Origin of the sequence: Mobilicoccus pelagius NBRC 104925, from assembly GCF_000247995.1 — a bacterium.
Classification (GTDB): domain Bacteria; phylum Actinomycetota; class Actinomycetes; order Actinomycetales; family Dermatophilaceae; genus Mobilicoccus; species Mobilicoccus pelagius.
This window is the reverse complement of the sequence record NZ_BAFE01000007.1, coordinates 13783-29631: the sequence shown is the minus strand read 5'-3', so window position 1 is coordinate 29631 and position 15849 is coordinate 13783. Positions and strand designations below refer to the sequence as shown.

Below are 15849 nucleotides of genomic sequence, written 5' to 3'. Positions count from 1 at the left end.
CTCGTGACGATCAGTGATCGTCGGGGCCGTCGCTGCCCGACGCCTGGAGGCGGTCGACCTCCGTCTGCAGCGAGAACGACAACGGTTCGAGGCCGTCGTGGCCCTCGATGGCCGTCGACATCTCCGCGACGCGGCCGTCGATGCCCTCGATCGCGGCGGTGATCGCGCCGATCGTGTCGGCCGCCTCCCGCGCGGCGGCCTGCGTCGCCGCGACCTGCTCGGCGATACGGTCCGAGGACGTCGTCGTCTCCTCGGCGAGCGACTTCACCTCCGCCGCGACGACGGCGAACCCCTTGCCGGCGTCCCCGGCGCGGGCGGCCTCGATCGTCGCGTTGAGGGCGAGGAGCTTCGTCTGCGAGGCCACCTGGGCGATGAGCCGGACGGCCTGGTCGATGTCGGCGCTCGCCTGCTCGAGCCGCGTCACCGTCGCGAGAGCGGACTCCGCCTCGGAGACGGCCGTGCGCGTCGAGTCCGACAGGCCCGTCGCCGACGTGTGGAGGTCCCGTGCCGCGTGCGTGAGACGCTCGGAGATCTCCGAGACCCCGTCGGCGAGACCCTGACGCTCGGCGTCCCGGAGTTCGAGGGTCCGGTCGCGGTCGAGCATCGACTGACGTGCCGCGTTGATCCGCTGCGCGCTCTTCTTGAGCGGCCCCGGCATGCCGCGGGGAAGGAAGAGGCGGTGGTAACGCCCCTCCCCGGCGGCGCGGAGGGACAGCTCCGTCTCGAGCGCGAACGCCTGGAAGAGGTCGATGAGGTCGTTGACCCGGTGGGCGATCCGGACCTGCTCCTCCGGCGCGTCGAGGAGGACGATGCGCGCGTCGAGGTCACCGGCGAGGGCACGCTCGAGGACGGACTCGATCGCGTCGCACGCCTCCGGTGTCGGGGCAGACGTCGCGGGTGCGGTGTCGTCGTGCCGCGTGTGGCGCCTCATCGCGTGAGACTCGTCGTCCGTGCGATGAGATCCCACACGAACTCGTCGTAGGAGAGCCCTCGCTCGGCGAGCACCCGGCCGACGAGCGCGAGGGACGCCTCCGCGGCCTCGATCGTCCGCGTGTGCCGCGCCTCCTCGGCCCGCATGACGTCGTACACCCCCTCGACCTCCCGCACGGCCGCCGGCTCCGGCCGACGCCGCCACGAGTGGTGGCCGACGATCCGGCCCGACGCGTCGAGACTCGGCGTCACGTGGGCGAGCACCCAGTACGTGTCGCCGCTCTTCGTCATGTTCTTGACGTAGGCGAAGATCTCCTGCTTCGCCTCGAGGGTGTCCCACAACAGCTTGAACACCCCGCGCGGGAAGTCGGGGTGGCGAATGATGTTGTGCGGCTGCCCGATGAGTTCGTGCTCGGCGTATCCGCTGACCCGGAGGAAGACGTCGTTGGCGTAGGTGATGACGCCCTTGGGGTCGGTCTTGCTGACGACCACCTCGTCGTCGCCGAACGTGACCTCCCTGCCGGTCGGCGTGACGGACGTGCGGCGCATCGATGATTCCGTTCTCTCGGTGGGTCGTCCACGGTGGGCGGCGGGACTCCCTCCTGTCGGCGCAGCCGGGGCCGGATTGAGTGATTCGTCCCCTGCGCCCGACCGGGGCGCGACCTCGCCCATCACCGTCCCCCTCGTCGTCCTCGGCGTCGCGCGCGTCCCGCTGCGGGGCGGGGCGGGGCGGGGCGGGGGATCCTCATGGACGCGCCTCCCACGCGCGTGTGATCGCGCGCGGCGAGCAGGTGGGTGCGATTCCCCGCGGCGGTCGCCGTCTGGCAGAATGGGTCGCTGTACCCGCCCGGCCCAGAGTTCGCCGGGATCTCGGGCGCCTACACCCCGAGCATCGGTTCCCCGGCATTCTTCCTCCCGCCGGTCTCGCCGTGCTCACGATCCAACGAGGAGACCACCACCGTGGCCGTCAAGATTCGTCTCAAGCGGATGGGTAAGATCCGCAGCCCCTTCTACCGCGTCGTCGTCATGGACTCGCGCACCAAGCGCGACGGGCGTGCGATCGAGGAGATCGGCCTCTACCACCCCACCCGTGAGCCCTCGGTCATCGAGATCGACTCCGAGCGCGCCCAGTACTGGCTCGGTGTCGGCGCCCAGCCGACCGAGCAGGTCGCGGCCCTCCTCAAGGTCACCGGTGACTGGCAGAAGTTCAAGGGCGAGGCCGGTGCCGAGGGCACCCTCAAGGCCCAGCCGGAGAAGCAGAGCAAGAAGGACCTCTACGAGGCCGCCATGGCCGCTGCCGGCAAGGCCGACGAGGACTACGAGAAGAACCCGCCGAAGAAGAAGGAGTCCAAGGCGAAGGCCGGCAAGGCTCCCGCCGAGGCTGCCGAGACCACTCCGGCCGAGGCCCCGGTCGAGGACGCTCCCGCTCCTGAGGCCGCCGAGGCCGCGACCGAGCAGCCCACCGAAGCCTGATCATGCTCGAAGAAGCGCTCGAGCACCTCGTTCGGGGCATCGCCGACCACGAGGACGACGTCGAGATCCGGCACCGTGAGCTCCGCCGTGGCGAGCTGCTCGAGGTGCGGGTCCACCCCGACGACCTCGGCCGCGTCATCGGACGCTCCGGCCGCACCGCGAGTGCCCTCCGCACGATCGTCGGCGCTCTCGCCGGTGGCCGTCAGGTGCGGATCGACATCGTCGATCTCGACCGCTGACGCCTCCCGACGCACCTCGGATCCCCGCTCCTCCTGCCCCTCCGGCAGAGTAGGTGCGGGGATCCGCGCCGTTTCCCCGGTTCCGCGCCGTCGTCGGCGGGGCTCCGCTTCTGCCGCCCCGCCCGGGACCTCAGTTCGTGACCCCAGAAGGAGAACGATGACCGCCGTCGTCGCCCGTATCGGCAAGCCCCACGGATTGCGGGGTGAGGTCACCGTGCAGCTCCACACGGACGCTCCCGAGGAGCGGTTCGCCCCCGGCGCCGTGCTCGACACCGAGCCCGACCGCGGCACGCTCACCGTGGCCGGTACCCGCGTCCACCAGGGCGTGTGGCTGCTCCGGTTCGAGGAGGTCGCCGACCGCACCGGCGCCGAGGCCCTCCGGGGCACGCGGCTCGTCGCCGAGGAGGACGAGGCCGAGGACGAGGACGCCTGGTACGAGGACGATCTCGTCGGGGCCGAGGTCCGTGACCCGGCGGGCACCCGCCTCGGCGAGGTCGTCGCCCTCGAGGTGCGGCCCGCGCAGGATCTTCTCGAGGTGCGTCTCCTCGACGGCCGCACCCGTCTCGTCCCGTTCGTGGCCGCCCTCGTTCCCCACGTCGCCGTCGACTCCGACGACCCCCACGTCGTCGTCGACGCCCCGCCCGGTCTCTTCGACCTCGAGTCCTGAGGGGCCCGGATGCGTCTCGACGTCGTCACGATCTTCCCCCAGTACCTCGCGCCGCTCGACCTGTCCCTCATCGGCAAGGCCCGTCGCGACGGGTTGCTCGACCTGCGGGTCCACGACCTGCGGGGGTTCACCCACGACCGGCACCACACCGTCGACGACACGCCCTACGGCGGTGGCGCCGGGATGGTGATGAAGCCACAGCCGTGGGCCGAGGCGTTCGACGCGGTCCTCGGCGAGGCGCCGGGGGAGGGGGCGTCCCCGCGGGCGCGCCTCGTCGTCCCCGGCCCGGGCGGGGCGCCGTTCACGCAGGCGACCGCCCACCGTCTCGCCCGCGAGGAGCACCTCGTGTTCGCGTGCGGCCGCTACGAGGGCATCGACGAACGCGTCTACGACCACGCCCGCGACGTGTTCGAGGGGCGGGTGGAGATCCTCTCCCTCGGCGACTACGTCCTCAACGGCGGCGAGGTCGCCGTGCTCGCGATGGTCGAGGCGATCGCCCGGCTCGTCCCCGGCGTCGTCGGCAACGCCGAGTCCCTCGTCGAGGAGTCGCACGAGGACGGTCTCCTCGAGTACCCCGTCTACACCAAGCCCGCCTCGTGGGAGGGGCGCGACGTGCCGTCCGTCCTCCTCGGCGGCGACCACGGCGCGATCGCCCGGTGGCGGCACGAGCAGCGCCTCGCCCGCACCGCTGCCCGCCGGCCCGACCTCCTACCTCCCTCGGCGGTGCTCTCCGGCGAGGCCGAGCTGCCGATCACGACCGCGACGCCCGCGGACGCCGGGGAGCTCCTCGTCCTCCGCCGTTGCTGCCTCCCCGAGGTTGCAGGGGAGGAGACGATCGAGGACGTCCGCGCGACGCTGGCCGCCGGCGCGCCCTGGCGCACGTGGACCGTGCGTGATCCGCAGGGGCGACTCGTCGCCGCCGTCCGGGGCCGCACGCGCCACGACGACCCCTCCGGGGAGGCAGGCCCGACGGCCTGGGAGATCGACGGGCTCGTCGTCGCCCCCGACGTAGCCGGACGGGGGATCGGCGGCGCTCTCCTCGACCACGCGCTCGCCCAGGCGGACCCCGAGGCGCGCTTCGCCCGGATCGACGTGCCCCGCCGCGGGTCCCGCCCCTGCCGTCTGTACCGCAATGCGGGGTTCCGCCCCGCCCGCAGCGCCGCGACGGAGCCGGGGACGGTCGTCCTCACCCGTTCCCTGCGACGCGGGGCCTGACGAGGGGCGGGACCGATTTCCGCGCCCGCCCGCTCTCTGGCAAGATGGATCGTCGCGTCACGATTCACACGGCCCCTACCACGGGGGGACGTGCAGCTCGGCTCCTCCGCCCGCCTGCGGTCGCAGGAGGTGCCCGGCGCATGCGGCCTCGTGACGCACGCAGCATCACCCACTCACCCGGGGTGGCCCGTGGCACCGCCGAGAAAGCGAAGACGTCATGAAGAAGCTCGACATGGTCGACAAGGCCAACCTGCGCACCGACATCCCGGAGTTCCGCGCCGGTGACACCGTCAAGGTGCACGTGCGAGTCATCGAGGGCAACCGCACCCGTGTCCAGGTGTTCCAGGGCGTCGTCATCCGTCGTCACGGCGGCGGCATCGGCGAGACCTACACCGTCCGCAAGGTGAGCTTCGGCGTCGGCGTGGAGCGGACGTTCCCGCTGCACAGCCCCGTCGTCGAGAAGATCGAGGTCGTCACCCGCGGCGACGTCCGTCGCGCCAAGCTCTACTACCTGCGCGACCTGCGCGGCAAGGCCGCCAAGATCCGCGAGAAGCGCTGACCACGCGTCACCCGCTGCTCACCACCGCGCCCCGGCCCGACCTCGTCGACCGGGGCGCGGTCGTACCCGGCGCGGGCCCTCTCGTCGATGCCCCCTCCCGGGCCACGCGTCGCCCAGGGGGTACGGTGCCCGATGGGTCGGGGCCCGTCGTCGTCCGAGGACGCCTCGACCGCCCACACGACACGACGACAGGACGAACATGAGCCGATCGCACGACACCGGGGGACGCCCCTCGCAGGCGGGGAACGCCGGCGGCGCGATCGCCGCAGGCGGATCGGGGCGATCGCCCTTCCTCCACGGCACGCTCGTGTTCGTCCGCGAGATCGTCATCGTCGTCGCGCTCGCCGTCGTGCTCTCCCTCGTCGCGAAGACCTGGCTCGTCCAGACGTTCTGGATCCCGTCCGCGTCGATGATGAACACCCTCGTCCGCGACGACCGGGTGCTCGTCAGCAAGCTCACCCCCACGCCGTTCGACCTCCGACGCGGTGACGTCGTCGTCTTCGCCGACCCGGGCGGCTGGCTCGACCCGCGTGTGGAGCCCCCGACGCAGGGCGGGTTCGGCGAACGCGTCAACGAGGCCCTCACGTGGGCGGGTCTCCTGCCCGAGGACGAGGGCGACCACCTCGTCAAGCGCGTCGTCGGCCTGCCCGGCGACCACGTACGTTGCTGCTCCGCCGACGGGCGGATCACCGTCAACGGCACCGCGATCGACGAGCCCTACATCCACCCCGGCGACACCCCGAGCGATCTCGAGTTCGACGTCACCGTCCCCGCGGGACGCGTATGGGTGCTCGGCGACCACCGTTCCGACTCCCGCGACTCCCGGTTCCAGGAGGGCGACGGCGACCCCGGCATGGTCGGTTCCGTGCCGATCAACCACGTCGTCGGACGCGCCTTCGCCGTCGTGTGGCCCCTCGACCGCCTCACGTGGCTGGGGGAGCAGCAGTACACCTTCGGCACCGTGCCGCAGCCGACGGCGACACCGACGCCCGGCTCCACGCCGACTCCCACCGGGGCACCGTGACCTCCGCCCACACCACGTCCCGCGCCACAGCCGCGCCCCGGCATCGACCTGGCGCGACGTCGACCCGACCCTCCCTGCGCGTCGAACGAGGTCTCGCCCGAGACGGACACGTCCTCGTGGCGGGCATGGACGAGGTCGGTCGCGGCGCCCTCGCCGGGCCCGTCTCGGTCGGCGTCGTCGTCGTCACCGCCGAGACGCCGACCGCGCCCGTGGGGGTCAAGGACTCCAAGCTCGTCGCCGCGCCCGTCCGGGAGGCGCTGGCCCCCCGCGTCCGACGTTGGGCATACACCCACGGCGTCGGCCACGCCGGGCCTGAGGAGATCGACGAGTTCGGGATTGTCGCCGCTCTGCGCCTCGCGGGCATGCGGGCGTTGCAGCAATGCGGGGTCGTCCCCGACGTCGTCGTCCTCGACGGCAAGCACGACTGGCTCACGGGCCGCGCCGCCGAGGAGGCACTGTTCGACCTCGCACCGGTGCCGCCGTGGCCCGACGTCGCCGTCCCGCATGTGCAGACCCGCATCAAGGCCGACATGACGTGCTCGAGCGTCGCCGCCGCGAGCATCCTCGCCAAGGTCGAGCGCGACGCCCGGATGATCGACCTCGCCCGCACCCACCCGCACTACGGGTGGGACGTCAACAAGGGATACGCCGCCCCCGAGCATCGCGCGGCGCTCCTCGACCACGGCCCGTGCGAGCTGCACCGACGGTCGTGGCGGCTCCTCGGCGACGAGCCCGTCGCGCCACGGCGAGGGGCCGACGCGGGGACTGCGACGGGCGGTGCGGCCACGACGGACGACGTCCCGGAGGGCGACGTGCTGCCCGACATGGGTGATGATGGATCGGTGAAGGGGAAGGTGTCATGAGTTCCGAGGACCTCGAGAAGTACGAGACCGAGATGGAGCTGCAGCTCTATCGCGAGTACCGCGACGTCGTCGGGCTGTTCACCCACGTCGTCGAGACCGAGCGCCGGTTCTACCTGTGCAACGCGGTCGACGTGAAGGTCCGCTCGGACTCCGGCGAGGTGTACTTCGACGTGAGCATGTCCGACGCGTGGGTGTGGGACGTCTACCGCCCCGCCCGGTTCGTCAAGAACGTCCGCGTCGTCACGTTCAAGGACGTCAACATCGAGGAACTCGCGAAGAGCGATCTCGAGGTGCCGGAGGACGGACGCTTCTGACGCCGCGCGCGTAGGGCGCCGCACGTGGCACCCCACCCGAACTCCTCCCTCGTGCCGCGCACGACGCGAGGGCCGCCTCGTCCGCCTCACTGCCGTGTGGTCGGAGCGGTGATGGTCGTCCCCGCCTCCGCCGCCCTGTCGGGGTGTGGGGCCGAGGACGACGCTCCCGTGCAGCGCACCGCGCCGCCGACTGCGCGGCCGGATTCCCTCGCCCTTCTCCAGCCTGTCGGGGGAGGTGTCTCGGCCACCGTACCGATCGACGCCGACCGCGACCTCGTCGTCGTGGCCGACTGCGTGGGGAAGGGCACGTCGAGCTGGAGCTCTCCGGCCGCGACGGCTCCGTGGACGATGGGCTCGCCTGCCCGGGATCCGTCACGGGGAGCCCCCTCCACCTGCACGCCGGGGAGACGGCCCGCTTCGCCGTCCGCGCCGTCGAGGGGCATCCCGACCTCGCCGCACGGCTCGTCCCTGCGCCGCGCCGAACCGCCGGCCCTCCGCGTCGATCCACCGTGGTCCTCAGTGGCCGTGGTGTCTCGATCGGGTGGCGGTCCACGGGGCCGGTCGCCCCGGCTCCACAACCTCGACCGGGGGTGGGGCGGCGTCCACAGCCCGCCCGCTGCGTCCGACGGCCGTGTGACCTCGCCGCCAGGCTGGGCGGCGGAGGTGACGCACGATGACGGACCAACGACGGGCCCTCGGCGAATACGGCGAGCGTCTCGCCGCCCGGTATCTCACCGAGGCGGGAATGGTGGTGCTCGACCGCAACTGGCGGTGCGAGGTCGGCGAGATCGACCTCGTCGCCAGACAGGATGACTGTCTCGTCGTCTGTGAGGTGAAGACCCGCAGGCGCCTCGACTACGGCGGGCCCGCCGCTGCGGTGACGCCCGTCAAGGTCGCGCGTCTGCGTCGACTGGCCGGGTGTTGGGTCGAGGCCCACCCCGGCACCGGCACCCGCGACGTCCGCATCGACGTCGTCGCCGTCATGCGGCCCCCCACCGGCCCAGCCACCGTCGAACACCTCGTGGCGGTGGCGTGATGACCCTCGGACGCACGACGAGCGTGACCCTCACCGGCCTCGAGGGGGCTGTGGTCCACATCGAGGCCGACATCGTCCCCGGCCTCCCCGCCTTCGTCATCGGCGGTCTGCCCGATGCCGCCTGCCGTCAGTCGGGTGACCGCATCAAGGCCGCCGGCGGGAACAGCGGGCTGGAGATCCCCAACCGTCGCATCACGGTCAACCTCTCGCCCGCCTCACTGCCCAAGATGGGCTCCCACTTCGACCTGTCAATCGACACGCAAACGCGTTACTAGATCGTCGGGCGTCCGGTATCTCACACAGCGCATACGGTGCCCTGCCTTGCCGCTACCGTGTCCAGCGTGGACCCGATCAAGATGGAACCGATGACGACGCCGTCCGTGCGCGACGCGTTCGTCGACGGCGCCATCGCCTACATCGACGGCGTCCCCGCCCACCACACCCCACATCGTGCGCCGACGCCCGAGGGCATCGCCTGGTGCAACGGGTGGCACGCGGCACAGCACGACCGGGCGCTCGGCCTCCGACGCCGGCGATCCGTGCTCAAACATCGGCGCCGCTTGACCGCTTCCAGCGCAGCACGCTAGAGCTTCAACGGGTTAGGCTGACATGAGGGCATGCAGTCTGAACCAGGGGGATCGGGTGAAGTCCTCCACGCTCATGCCGTGCCGCTCGGCGGCGGCCGTGATCGTCTCGAACTCGTCGGTGGTGAACTCCACGGTGATCTCCATGCGTGAATCCTCCGCTATCGCAACGGGAAAGGGTGAGGCCGGCACCGTGCTTCCACTTCACGGTGCCGGCCTCGGTGTGGGTGCTCCCGAGCAGGCTGTGACCGGAGCGCCCGTGACCCGGTGAGGATGGACGAACACGCGGGTCGGGTCTGGGGGTTACGCCTCGACGACCTCGGCGCGTCCGCGGGCGGCGTACCGGGCCAGGTCAGTCCGTCGGCCGCGGATCACGCTGCCGGGGCCGTACTCCCGCCCGTGGCCGTCGGTGAGCGTCACCTTGGTCAGCTTCAACGTGACGAGGGCACCCTCGGCCTCGTCCGCGGCGACGAACTCGATCGGGTCGCCATTGCGGAGCGCGGGCTTGCGGAAGTCCTGACCAGACGTCTGGGAGGACGCCTCCTCGGCCGAGAGGGTCGTGCGGCCGCGTGCCCACACGGGAAGGTCGCGGCCCTCGAGCTTCACCCCGCGTTCATCGCAGGCGACGCCACGGAGGCTGTCGATGTAGAACCGCGCGGTGACGACGGAGCACCGGATCACCTCGCCGCCGAGGACGACGCCGCCGAGTTCGTTGCGGGCCGCGGCCTTCGTCTCGGGGCCGACGAGGCGCACGTAGCAGTTCCGCTCGACGTCGAAGGGCTGCACCTGCTCGACGGTGGCGTCGGTGACGCTCATGCGAGCACCCCCGTCTCGGCCCAGCGGTCCAGGGCGCGCTGCTGGTCGATGCTGGCGATCTCGGCGCGCGCGTGTTCGCTCAGGTCCGTCACCTTCGGCTTCGGAGACGTCTTCTCCGCGGGCTGTTCGGTGGTGGCCTTGCTCGTCTCGATGGTGACATCGAGGGCCTGCATGACGGTGGTGATCTTGTCGGCGAGGTGGGTGGTCAGACCGGTGAGGGTGATGGTCTCGGTGCCGTCCTGAGCCTTGATGCGTCGCCCGGCAGGTGCCGGTCCTTCGCCGAACGTGATTGTGGTGGAACGCATTACGTGGGTGTCCTTCCAGTCGAGGGAACGTTCATGTGATCTGAGTCACACTCTATCGGTGGGGGCCGACAACCCTTCGCGGGTCAGAACGGCATGTCGCGCACGTGCCCGAGATCGGACCCGACGACCGGCGCGGCGAGGGCGGCATGGGTGACTGCGACCTCCTCCCGAACTTGCTCGTGCGCGGCGTCGAGCTGAGCTGTGAGGGTGCAACGCCCTCGGGCGTGCCGCTGGCGGACCTCCTCGTCGTCGATGGGCACACGTGTGCCGCAGGACTGGCACCTCACGGTGCGGCCGGGCTGGGGCTTCTCGCGCTTGTCGTTGTCGTCTGGACGGAGTAGGGCGGCGAGTGCGTCGGGCATGGGGTGTCTCCTCTCAGAAGCGCATGTTGGCGATACCGCGGGTGGCGGTGGGGATGACCGGGCCGTACCCCTCGGCGAAGCGGCCGATGCCAGCCGGTTCAGGGAGAGCGGCCGGGGCGGCGGCGAGGACCTTGGCGCCGTAGGTCAGCGCGTCGGCGAGATGGTCCTCGGTGCCCGTCGAGAGGTACAGCTCGGGCCGTCGAGGGTCACGCGGCAGGGCGGGCAACGTGCGGATGACCTCCACGCACGCGGCCGACACGACCAGACGCGGCGCACCGTCGGCGCGCACCCGCAGCTTGTCGCGCAGCAACGCCACGCCGGCCATGCGGTCGTTGTCGGCCTTCTCCACCCGGCTGCCGAGGACGTCCCGGTAGGCGGCGGCGATGGAACCAGCCGGGGGTCCCTGCTCGAGATCACCGACGGTGCGGCCGGGGTGACGGGTGACGTGGTGAGGGTTGCGCGCCCACGTGCTCGGGTCCAGCGCGACCGGGCACGGCCGATCCCTCTCCGCCCGCGTCTCTGCGTCTCTGATCTGCTCGGCCTGCTCATGAGGGGTCAGCTCGGGCGCGTACCGCTCCCGGTACAGGTACAGCAGGCCGTCGCCGAGCCGCGCGAGCCACACCGCGGCGTAGGGCGCCGACAGGCCGTAGTCGCACCCGACTGCGCGGGGGTACGCAGCGAGTTCGTCCGGGCCAGGCATCCGTGCCGGGTCGACGACGTGCACCTCGCGGCGCCACTCACCGAACGCCATGCCCGCGTACACGTCCCAGTCGCCGTCGCGCAGAGCTCGCCGCGTGTCCTCGTCGAGGCCGTTGAGCCGGTCGACGTACGACGCGTCGATGTGCGGGTTGTCCGTCACCCGGGCCGGGATGAACCGGCGCGCCGCCGGGTTCGGGTCCTCGAGCGTCGCCGCCGGGGTGAACGTCGTCCCCGCCGGGGCCGGGTCGATGAACTCGGCCTTCACGTGAGCGTGCGACGGTCCGCCCGGGTTCGCCGACAGCCGCATCGACGGGACGAGGCCGAGTTCGTCCATGCGGTCCCGCACCGGCCCTGCGACACGCAGGCGCGACTGCATGTACGTGATCTGGAACGGTGTGAAGCCGGTGGCCTCGTCCAGGTAGATACGGGCGTACTCCGCCGATTGGTAACGCTGCACGTCGCCCTCGTGCTGCAAGTGGCCGAGCTCGATCACCGACCCGTTCACGAGGCGCACCTCGTGCGCGGCGTCGGCGTACGTGCCCAGCTCGGCGGGCAGCTCGAGCCGGTAGGCCTGCACGTGCGAGCGCGACAGCTCCGGGAACGTCCGCCGCAGGACGAGCTGCCGCGACCCCGGCACCGCGAGCGCGAACGACAACGCCTCCTCTCGGATCGCCCGGGACTTCCCGCCGCCGGCCGCGCCGCCGTACAGCACGAGCGGCTCGACGGCTTCGTGAAGCTCCCGCTGCCGCGGCGTCGGGGCGTACTCCGTCGTGATGACCCTCACCGGTCCTCCTCGACGATCTCGGCGTCGACGACGACCGTGCCGTCCTCCGACAACCGCGGGTCCCGCAACGGACGCCCCTCGTGCGTGACCTGGCGGCCGGCGGCGTCGACGACCCGCGACCCGGCCCACAACGGCACCGTCGCCCCGCCCTCGACCCGATCCGTGCGCAGCAGCCGCGCCGCCTGCCCCGGCTCCGTCAGGGCGTACCGCTCCACGAACAGCACATCCCCGCCCGCCTCACCGGAGCGGCCACACGCCGGGCACGCACCCTCTCCGGCCGCCTGAGCCTGCCCGACGAGGGCCCGGTCCCGCAGCAGCGTCGACAGGGCCCGCACGGCGTCCGCCGTCGACATGCCGGCGCCGAGCTCCAACAGGCGCACCTTGCGCAGCAGGCGCCCAAGGTCACCCGTCTCGACCTCAGCACGCACCGCCATCGTCTTCGGGTCCATGACGGCCTCGAGGTCCTCCTCGGGTGCGTCGGCGATACCCTCCGTCAACGCCCGCCGCAGGTCCAACCGGCGCGTCACATCGCCGAGAGCAGCACGAAGCGGCGCCTCGAGCTCCTCCACCGCGACCCGTTGTAGCTCCGCGCGACGCTCAGCCGCGAGGGTGCGCGCCACCGCCGTCCTCTCGGCCGACGGCGACTCCGCCACCCGCACACCGGCCTGCCGAGTCCAGTACTCCACCGTCCGAGGCGGGATGCCCGTACGCCGTCCCGCCTCGGCATGACCGAACTCCTCTGCGAGCCGCACAGCCGCGTCCCGCTGCTCCTGCGAGTACTTGGGCGGCCTACCCCGCTTCGGACTTTTCCCGGCCTTCCCAGGGCCCGGGAAAACCCCATCCTGTTCGGTCATGCCTCCCCCTCACCACGGACACGGGCCAGCACCTCAGCCGGGAGCGGCCCGACGAGCTCGTGCAGCGGCCACTCGATGAGGTCCACCCGTAGCCGCCGCGGGATCGACGGGTCGACGATCACCGGCCACGGCACGAACACGGAGAACGGGGCGTCCTCCACGGCCTCGTGCGGGTTGGCGGTGACTCCGAGCTCGACGCCGTCGACGCGGCAGACGGTGGCGACGAGGCCGGGGAGGGTGAGGGCGTCGTCGTCCTCCTCGCGGAGCCAGGCGTCGTGCTGGTCCTTGATGGCGCGGAGGGCGATCACTCGTCGGTCGAGTTTGGCGGCCTTCTCCGCGAGGGCCTTGGCGTGCGCTTCGAGCGTGTGGAGCAGGCCGCGGAGGCCGTGGTCGTTGAGCTCGTGGAGGTCGCAGTCGAACCACCTCCATGCGGCTTGGCGGAGGTGGGCGAGCTGCTCGGGGTCGGCGTCTGCCCAGATGTTGGGCCCGGGGTGGGTCATCGGGTCTCCTCGGTCGTCAATGTGGTGTTGGTCACGCTCGTCGTACGTGAAACGTCCCAATCGCGTACGGATGGGCTTCGGGCGTAGTCCGGCGGCATGGCGGTCCTCTGCCGCTTCGGTGTGGTGGGGAGTGCGGTGACGAGCTCGCCGAGCCGCGCCGGACGGAGCGGGCCGGGGATCGGCGGCGGCGTCGCGGCGAGCGCCTCCGCGCGGCACCACGGGCATGTGCCCGATGCCGTGAGCGGCTCACGGTCATGCAGATCGCAGACGCCCGGACGAGGCGCCGGGCGGGGGCCGGGGTAGGTGGTCGTCATCGGTCACCCCCGGCGTCGCACGTCGGATGAACGGTGTCTCCGCCCTCGACGAGGGCGGGGTGCAGGGCCTCTCCGCACACCCGGCAGGCGCCGTCCCGTTCCCTGTTCTGTCCGCTGTCCCCCTCTATAGAGGGGGGGACAGCGGAACAGGTGTCTGTCCCACCTGTTCCCACCTGTTCCCGGAGGGTGGGAACAGGTGGTGAGCAGGCATTCTGTGAATCGGCGGGCTGGTTGTCCCCGGCTGTTCCCACGGCCCCGTCCTCGGGCCTGTTCCCAAGGTTCGGGAACAGGTGTTTGCGGCGTCGGACGACCTCGGCGAGGACCTCAGTCCGGGCGCTCTCCCCGCGCTCCTTGAGAGCCTTCTTGACGGCCGTCCGGCTGGCGTCGGCGGGAACCTCGAGCACCTCAAGGACGGCGATGAGGTGCTCGATGCGCTCCTCACGGGTGGTGAGGACAGACGCGCCGTCCACCTCGTGATGCAGGTGCGGCAGACGTTGGCGGGTGAGGTGCAAGACCTTGTTGTCGATCTGCATGCGGGAGTCGGTGCACTCGAGGCGGAACCTGTCTTCCGTGACACGCGTCAAGCGCCACACGGCGTCGACGTCGCCGGCCTTCGCGGACCCGCCACGCGCGCCCTTGTCGGCGTCCTTGCCGGAGTGGTCCAGACGGATCATCGCCACGCCGTTTTGCTTCATCCGTAGCCCGGTGTGACGGTAGAAGTTCAGCCACGTGTCGTTGCTGTTCTCCTCGCCGGCGACAGTGCGGGACACGGTGTCGATGACGACGACCTCGGAGCCGTACGCGTGCACAGCTTCGGCGAGCTCGAGGCCGCCGCGTTCGCTGTCGAGGACGGCCATCGAGGGGAAGGACAGGTAGTCGAGGTGGTCGAGGTCGTCCGGTCCGACGCCCATGGCGCGGAGTCGGGTGCGAACGTCCCCGCGGGGGTCGTTCTCGAAGTCGACATAGAGCACTCTCACGCGGCGGGGTGGACGGGTGCCGAGGCACGGTGTGCCGCGGGACAGCGCGACGGCGACCTCGAGGAGGAGAAGGGACTTGCCGACCTTGGGTGGCGAGTAGAGGGAGACGAGGCGCCGGGCGGAGATGAGGGGTTCGAGTAGCCACTCCTCCTCGGTTTCGTCGGCCCAGAGGGCGTGCCAATCGATCCGGGGGAACAGTCGGCGAGTCCGTTCGGCGATGACACCCTCGTCCTCGACCTCGTCGTAGGGCGGCGGGACGTCAACATCCGGGTAGTCGGCGAACGTCATGCGGCACCCCCCAGCAACTCGAGCTGCATCGCCTCGGGGGTGGGCACGACCTGGGCGACCGTCGCCTCCGGGACGTCCTCGTGCACGACGAGCCGAGCGCCGACGGCCTCGAGGACGGCCTCGACGTCGCCCCGCCGGCGGGCGAGGACGACCACGCCGCGGTGCGACGCCGAGTAGCTTGCGACGATGCCGTAGCGACGTAGCAGCGCAGAGCGCACGCCCCGCAGCAGCACCCACCGACCCCGCGGGCCGACGATCCACGCGTGGACGAACCACGGTCCTCGGCGGCGATTCACGACTGGTCTCGCTCGAGCACGTCAGCGATGGCGCCGTACCAGCGGGAGAGGGCGAGACCGTCAGTCGACGTCACCACGAAGTCGGCCCGGCACCCGACTGCACGCACGGCCGAGCTGACACTCGGTGTCCACTCGGACGCACTATCGACGTCGAGGACGACGATGGTGCCGACGGGCACTACCTGGACCTCGTACAGGCGCGAGACGATCTCGCGGGACGCAGCGCCACGAAGGTCGAGAGTGAGTTCACCAGCGACGGCGCGGGTACGATGGGCGTTGTTGTTGGGGATGCCGTCGTGCTGGGAGGTGCGGCGGCTTTCTCGTGTCGTCATCGCCCCGAACCCCCGTTCGTCGCGGAGGGGCGGAGAAGGACGACGAGGCGTTCCCGCTGCTCGTCGGTCAGCGGGGGAGCGGTATCGACGACGGCCTTGATGTGGTCCGCCAGGGCGGATTCCTTGTGGCGGCGGCGGGTGTCGATGAACTCAGGGTCATCGGCGGTCCGAGACCGGGAGAGGGCGGCGATGCGGCCGGCGAGGGCGCGGGTCTCGCGAGATTTGAGCTGCTGTGTGGGCACTGTGACTCCGTCCGAGCACGGTGGAATCGAGGTCCCGATGGAGGACCTCGGTCCCACGACTCGTCGGCGTCTGGCCGGTGGCGTCTCGTGAGTCTGCCCCCAGGGCATCCGCAGCGCGTGTGACTTGATGCGCGCTCGATGTGCCTGGTGACGTCAGTCTACGTTGTTCAGCCGCT

24 protein-coding genes are annotated in these 15849 nt (G+C 71.4%); 11 read left to right on the top strand and 13 right to left on the bottom strand.

Annotated features, from left to right (window positions below; genetic code table 11):
• Positions 1-10 precede the first annotated feature (10 nt).
• Both MOPEL_RS18700 and MOPEL_RS01700 read right to left on the bottom strand, forming a co-directional pair.
• Entirely contained in the window at positions 11-931 is a 921-nt protein-coding gene (locus MOPEL_RS18700) for a methyl-accepting chemotaxis protein (protein ID WP_051992167.1), read from the bottom strand.
• A complete protein-coding gene (locus tag MOPEL_RS01700) occupies positions 928-1479 on the bottom strand; it encodes a PAS domain-containing protein (protein ID WP_009481120.1) in 552 nt (183 codons plus the stop codon). The genes MOPEL_RS18700 and MOPEL_RS01700 overlap by 4 nt, the downstream gene beginning before the upstream one ends.
• 411 nt (positions 1480-1890) lie before the next feature.
• On the opposite strand from MOPEL_RS01700, the gene rpsP reads away from it, so the two are divergent.
• The 11 genes from rpsP to MOPEL_RS01640 all read left to right on the top strand — a co-directional run bounded on the left by rpsP (position 1891) and on the right by MOPEL_RS01640 (position 8907).
• Complete coding sequence (gene rpsP / locus MOPEL_RS01695) at positions 1891-2403, top strand: 30S ribosomal protein S16 (RefSeq protein ID WP_040632356.1); 513 nt, start codon at positions 1891-1893, stop codon at positions 2401-2403.
• A gap of 2 nt (positions 2404-2405) precedes the next feature.
• Positions 2406-2642, top strand: a complete 237-nt coding sequence (locus MOPEL_RS01690) for an RNA-binding protein (RefSeq protein ID WP_009481118.1) — start codon at positions 2406-2408, stop codon at positions 2640-2642.
• 157 nt (positions 2643-2799) lie between these two features.
• Positions 2800-3309: a ribosome maturation factor RimM gene (gene rimM, locus MOPEL_RS01685; RefSeq protein ID WP_009481117.1), complete on the top strand. Its 510-nt coding sequence runs from the start codon at positions 2800-2802 to the stop codon at positions 3307-3309.
• Positions 3310-3318: 9 nt separating this feature from the next.
• Entirely contained in the window at positions 3319-4524 is a 1206-nt protein-coding gene (trmD, locus tag MOPEL_RS01680) for a tRNA (guanosine(37)-N1)-methyltransferase TrmD (protein ID WP_009481116.1), read from the top strand.
• A 217-nt stretch (positions 4525-4741) separates the two neighbouring features.
• On the top strand, positions 4742-5083 hold the full coding sequence (rplS, locus tag MOPEL_RS01675; RefSeq protein WP_009481115.1) for a 50S ribosomal protein L19: 342 nt from the start codon (positions 4742-4744) through the stop codon (positions 5081-5083).
• Between the two features lie 199 nt (positions 5084-5282).
• Complete coding sequence (gene lepB / locus MOPEL_RS01670; protein ID WP_009481114.1) at positions 5283-6107, top strand: signal peptidase I; 825 nt, start codon at positions 5283-5285, stop codon at positions 6105-6107.
• 116 nt (positions 6108-6223) lie between these two features.
• Positions 6224-6970 (top strand): ribonuclease HII, encoded by a 747-nt coding sequence (gene rnhB, locus MOPEL_RS01665; protein WP_009481113.1) that lies wholly within the window; start codon positions 6224-6226, stop codon positions 6968-6970.
• Entirely contained in the window at positions 6967-7284 is a 318-nt protein-coding gene (locus MOPEL_RS01660; protein WP_009481112.1) for a DUF2469 domain-containing protein, read from the top strand. Before rnhB ends, MOPEL_RS01660 begins: the two co-directional genes overlap by 4 nt.
• A 673-nt stretch (positions 7285-7957) precedes the next feature.
• A complete protein-coding gene (locus MOPEL_RS01650; RefSeq protein WP_009481110.1) occupies positions 7958-8320 on the top strand; it encodes a YraN family protein in 363 nt (120 codons plus the stop codon).
• Complete coding sequence (locus MOPEL_RS01645) at positions 8320-8595, top strand: magnesium chelatase domain-containing protein (RefSeq protein ID WP_009481109.1); 276 nt, start codon at positions 8320-8322, stop codon at positions 8593-8595. Before MOPEL_RS01650 ends, MOPEL_RS01645 begins: the two co-directional genes overlap by 1 nt.
• A gap of 66 nt (positions 8596-8661) precedes the next feature.
• Positions 8662-8907 carry a hypothetical protein gene (locus tag MOPEL_RS01640; RefSeq protein WP_040632327.1) on the top strand — a complete coding sequence of 82 codons (246 nt, stop codon included), beginning with the start codon at positions 8662-8664 and terminating at the stop codon, positions 8905-8907.
• 12 nt (positions 8908-8919) lie between these two features.
• Here the strand turns inward: MOPEL_RS01640 and MOPEL_RS18695 are convergent, their stop codons facing one another.
• The 11 genes from MOPEL_RS18695 to MOPEL_RS01590 all read right to left on the bottom strand — a co-directional run bounded on the left by MOPEL_RS18695 (position 8920) and on the right by MOPEL_RS01590 (position 15673).
• Entirely contained in the window at positions 8920-9051 is a 132-nt protein-coding gene (locus MOPEL_RS18695) for a hypothetical protein (protein WP_009481107.1), read from the bottom strand.
• A gap of 156 nt (positions 9052-9207) precedes the next feature.
• A complete protein-coding gene (locus MOPEL_RS01635; protein WP_009481106.1) occupies positions 9208-9720 on the bottom strand; it encodes a hypothetical protein in 513 nt (170 codons plus the stop codon).
• Positions 9717-10025 (bottom strand): hypothetical protein, encoded by a 309-nt coding sequence (locus MOPEL_RS01630; protein ID WP_009481105.1) that lies wholly within the window; start codon positions 10023-10025, stop codon positions 9717-9719. Before MOPEL_RS01630 ends, MOPEL_RS01635 begins: the two co-directional genes overlap by 4 nt.
• Before the next feature lie 83 nt (positions 10026-10108).
• On the bottom strand, positions 10109-10387 hold the full coding sequence (locus tag MOPEL_RS01625) for a zinc ribbon domain-containing protein (RefSeq protein WP_009481104.1): 279 nt from the start codon (positions 10385-10387) through the stop codon (positions 10109-10111).
• Positions 10388-10400: 13 nt separating this feature from the next.
• Positions 10401-11870 carry a terminase large subunit domain-containing protein gene (locus MOPEL_RS01620; RefSeq protein ID WP_009481103.1) on the bottom strand — a complete coding sequence of 490 codons (1470 nt, stop codon included), beginning with the start codon at positions 11868-11870 and terminating at the stop codon, positions 10401-10403.
• Positions 11867-12556 carry a hypothetical protein gene (locus MOPEL_RS17525; protein ID WP_169316265.1) on the bottom strand — a complete coding sequence of 230 codons (690 nt, stop codon included), beginning with the start codon at positions 12554-12556 and terminating at the stop codon, positions 11867-11869. Before MOPEL_RS17525 ends, MOPEL_RS01620 begins: the two co-directional genes overlap by 4 nt.
• Before the next feature lie 164 nt (positions 12557-12720).
• The gene (locus tag MOPEL_RS01610; RefSeq protein ID WP_009481101.1) at positions 12721-13224 is read right to left on the bottom strand and encodes a hypothetical protein; all 504 of its coding nucleotides are present in this window, start codon (positions 13222-13224) and stop codon (positions 12721-12723) included.
• A 310-nt stretch (positions 13225-13534) separates the two neighbouring features.
• On the bottom strand, positions 13535-14803 hold the full coding sequence (locus tag MOPEL_RS15590; RefSeq protein WP_009481099.1) for an AAA family ATPase: 1269 nt from the start codon (positions 14801-14803) through the stop codon (positions 13535-13537).
• On the bottom strand, positions 14800-15099 hold the full coding sequence (locus tag MOPEL_RS01600) for a hypothetical protein (RefSeq protein ID WP_040632324.1): 300 nt from the start codon (positions 15097-15099) through the stop codon (positions 14800-14802). The genes MOPEL_RS15590 and MOPEL_RS01600 overlap by 4 nt, the downstream gene beginning before the upstream one ends.
• Complete coding sequence (locus tag MOPEL_RS01595; protein WP_009481097.1) at positions 15096-15431, bottom strand: hypothetical protein; 336 nt, start codon at positions 15429-15431, stop codon at positions 15096-15098. Before MOPEL_RS01595 ends, MOPEL_RS01600 begins: the two co-directional genes overlap by 4 nt.
• On the bottom strand, positions 15428-15673 hold the full coding sequence (locus MOPEL_RS01590; protein ID WP_009481096.1) for a phiRv1 phage protein: 246 nt from the start codon (positions 15671-15673) through the stop codon (positions 15428-15430). Before MOPEL_RS01590 ends, MOPEL_RS01595 begins: the two co-directional genes overlap by 4 nt.
• Positions 15674-15849 lie beyond the last annotated feature (176 nt).

What these genes read in the sequence shown, in the direction of transcription:
- rplS (WP_009481115.1), top strand. Translation starts at nt 4,742, where the DNA reads ATGAAGAAGCTCGACATGGTCGACAAGGCCAACCTGCGCACCGACATC.
- MOPEL_RS01690 (WP_009481118.1), top strand. Translation starts at nt 2,406, where the DNA reads ATGCTCGAAGAAGCGCTCGAGCACCTCGTTCGGGGCATCGCCGACCAC.
- MOPEL_RS01635 (WP_009481106.1), bottom strand. Translation starts at nt 9,720, where the DNA reads ATGAGCGTCACCGACGCCACCGTCGAGCAGGTGCAGCCCTTCGACGTC.
- MOPEL_RS01625 (WP_009481104.1), bottom strand. Translation starts at nt 10,387, where the DNA reads ATGCCCGACGCACTCGCCGCCCTACTCCGTCCAGACGACAACGACAAG.
- trmD (WP_009481116.1), top strand. Translation starts at nt 3,319, where the DNA reads ATGCGTCTCGACGTCGTCACGATCTTCCCCCAGTACCTCGCGCCGCTC.
- MOPEL_RS01700 (WP_009481120.1), bottom strand. Translation starts at nt 1,479, where the DNA reads ATGCGCCGCACGTCCGTCACGCCGACCGGCAGGGAGGTCACGTTCGGC.
- MOPEL_RS18700 (WP_051992167.1), bottom strand. Translation starts at nt 931, where the DNA reads ATGAGGCGCCACACGCGGCACGACGACACCGCACCCGCGACGTCTGCC.
- MOPEL_RS01630 (WP_009481105.1), bottom strand. Translation starts at nt 10,025, where the DNA reads ATGCGTTCCACCACAATCACGTTCGGCGAAGGACCGGCACCTGCCGGG.
- MOPEL_RS18695 (WP_009481107.1), bottom strand. Translation starts at nt 9,051, where the DNA reads ATGGAGATCACCGTGGAGTTCACCACCGACGAGTTCGAGACGATCACG.
- MOPEL_RS01660 (WP_009481112.1), top strand. Translation starts at nt 6,967, where the DNA reads ATGAGTTCCGAGGACCTCGAGAAGTACGAGACCGAGATGGAGCTGCAG.
- lepB (WP_009481114.1), top strand. Translation starts at nt 5,283, where the DNA reads ATGAGCCGATCGCACGACACCGGGGGACGCCCCTCGCAGGCGGGGAAC.
- MOPEL_RS01650 (WP_009481110.1), top strand. Translation starts at nt 7,958, where the DNA reads ATGACGGACCAACGACGGGCCCTCGGCGAATACGGCGAGCGTCTCGCC.
- MOPEL_RS01610 (WP_009481101.1), bottom strand. Translation starts at nt 13,224, where the DNA reads ATGACCCACCCCGGGCCCAACATCTGGGCAGACGCCGACCCCGAGCAG.
- MOPEL_RS15590 (WP_009481099.1), bottom strand. Translation starts at nt 14,803, where the DNA reads ATGACGTTCGCCGACTACCCGGATGTTGACGTCCCGCCGCCCTACGAC.
- MOPEL_RS01645 (WP_009481109.1), top strand. Translation starts at nt 8,320, where the DNA reads ATGACCCTCGGACGCACGACGAGCGTGACCCTCACCGGCCTCGAGGGG.
- rimM (WP_009481117.1), top strand. Translation starts at nt 2,800, where the DNA reads ATGACCGCCGTCGTCGCCCGTATCGGCAAGCCCCACGGATTGCGGGGT.
- MOPEL_RS01595 (WP_009481097.1), bottom strand. Translation starts at nt 15,431, where the DNA reads ATGACGACACGAGAAAGCCGCCGCACCTCCCAGCACGACGGCATCCCC.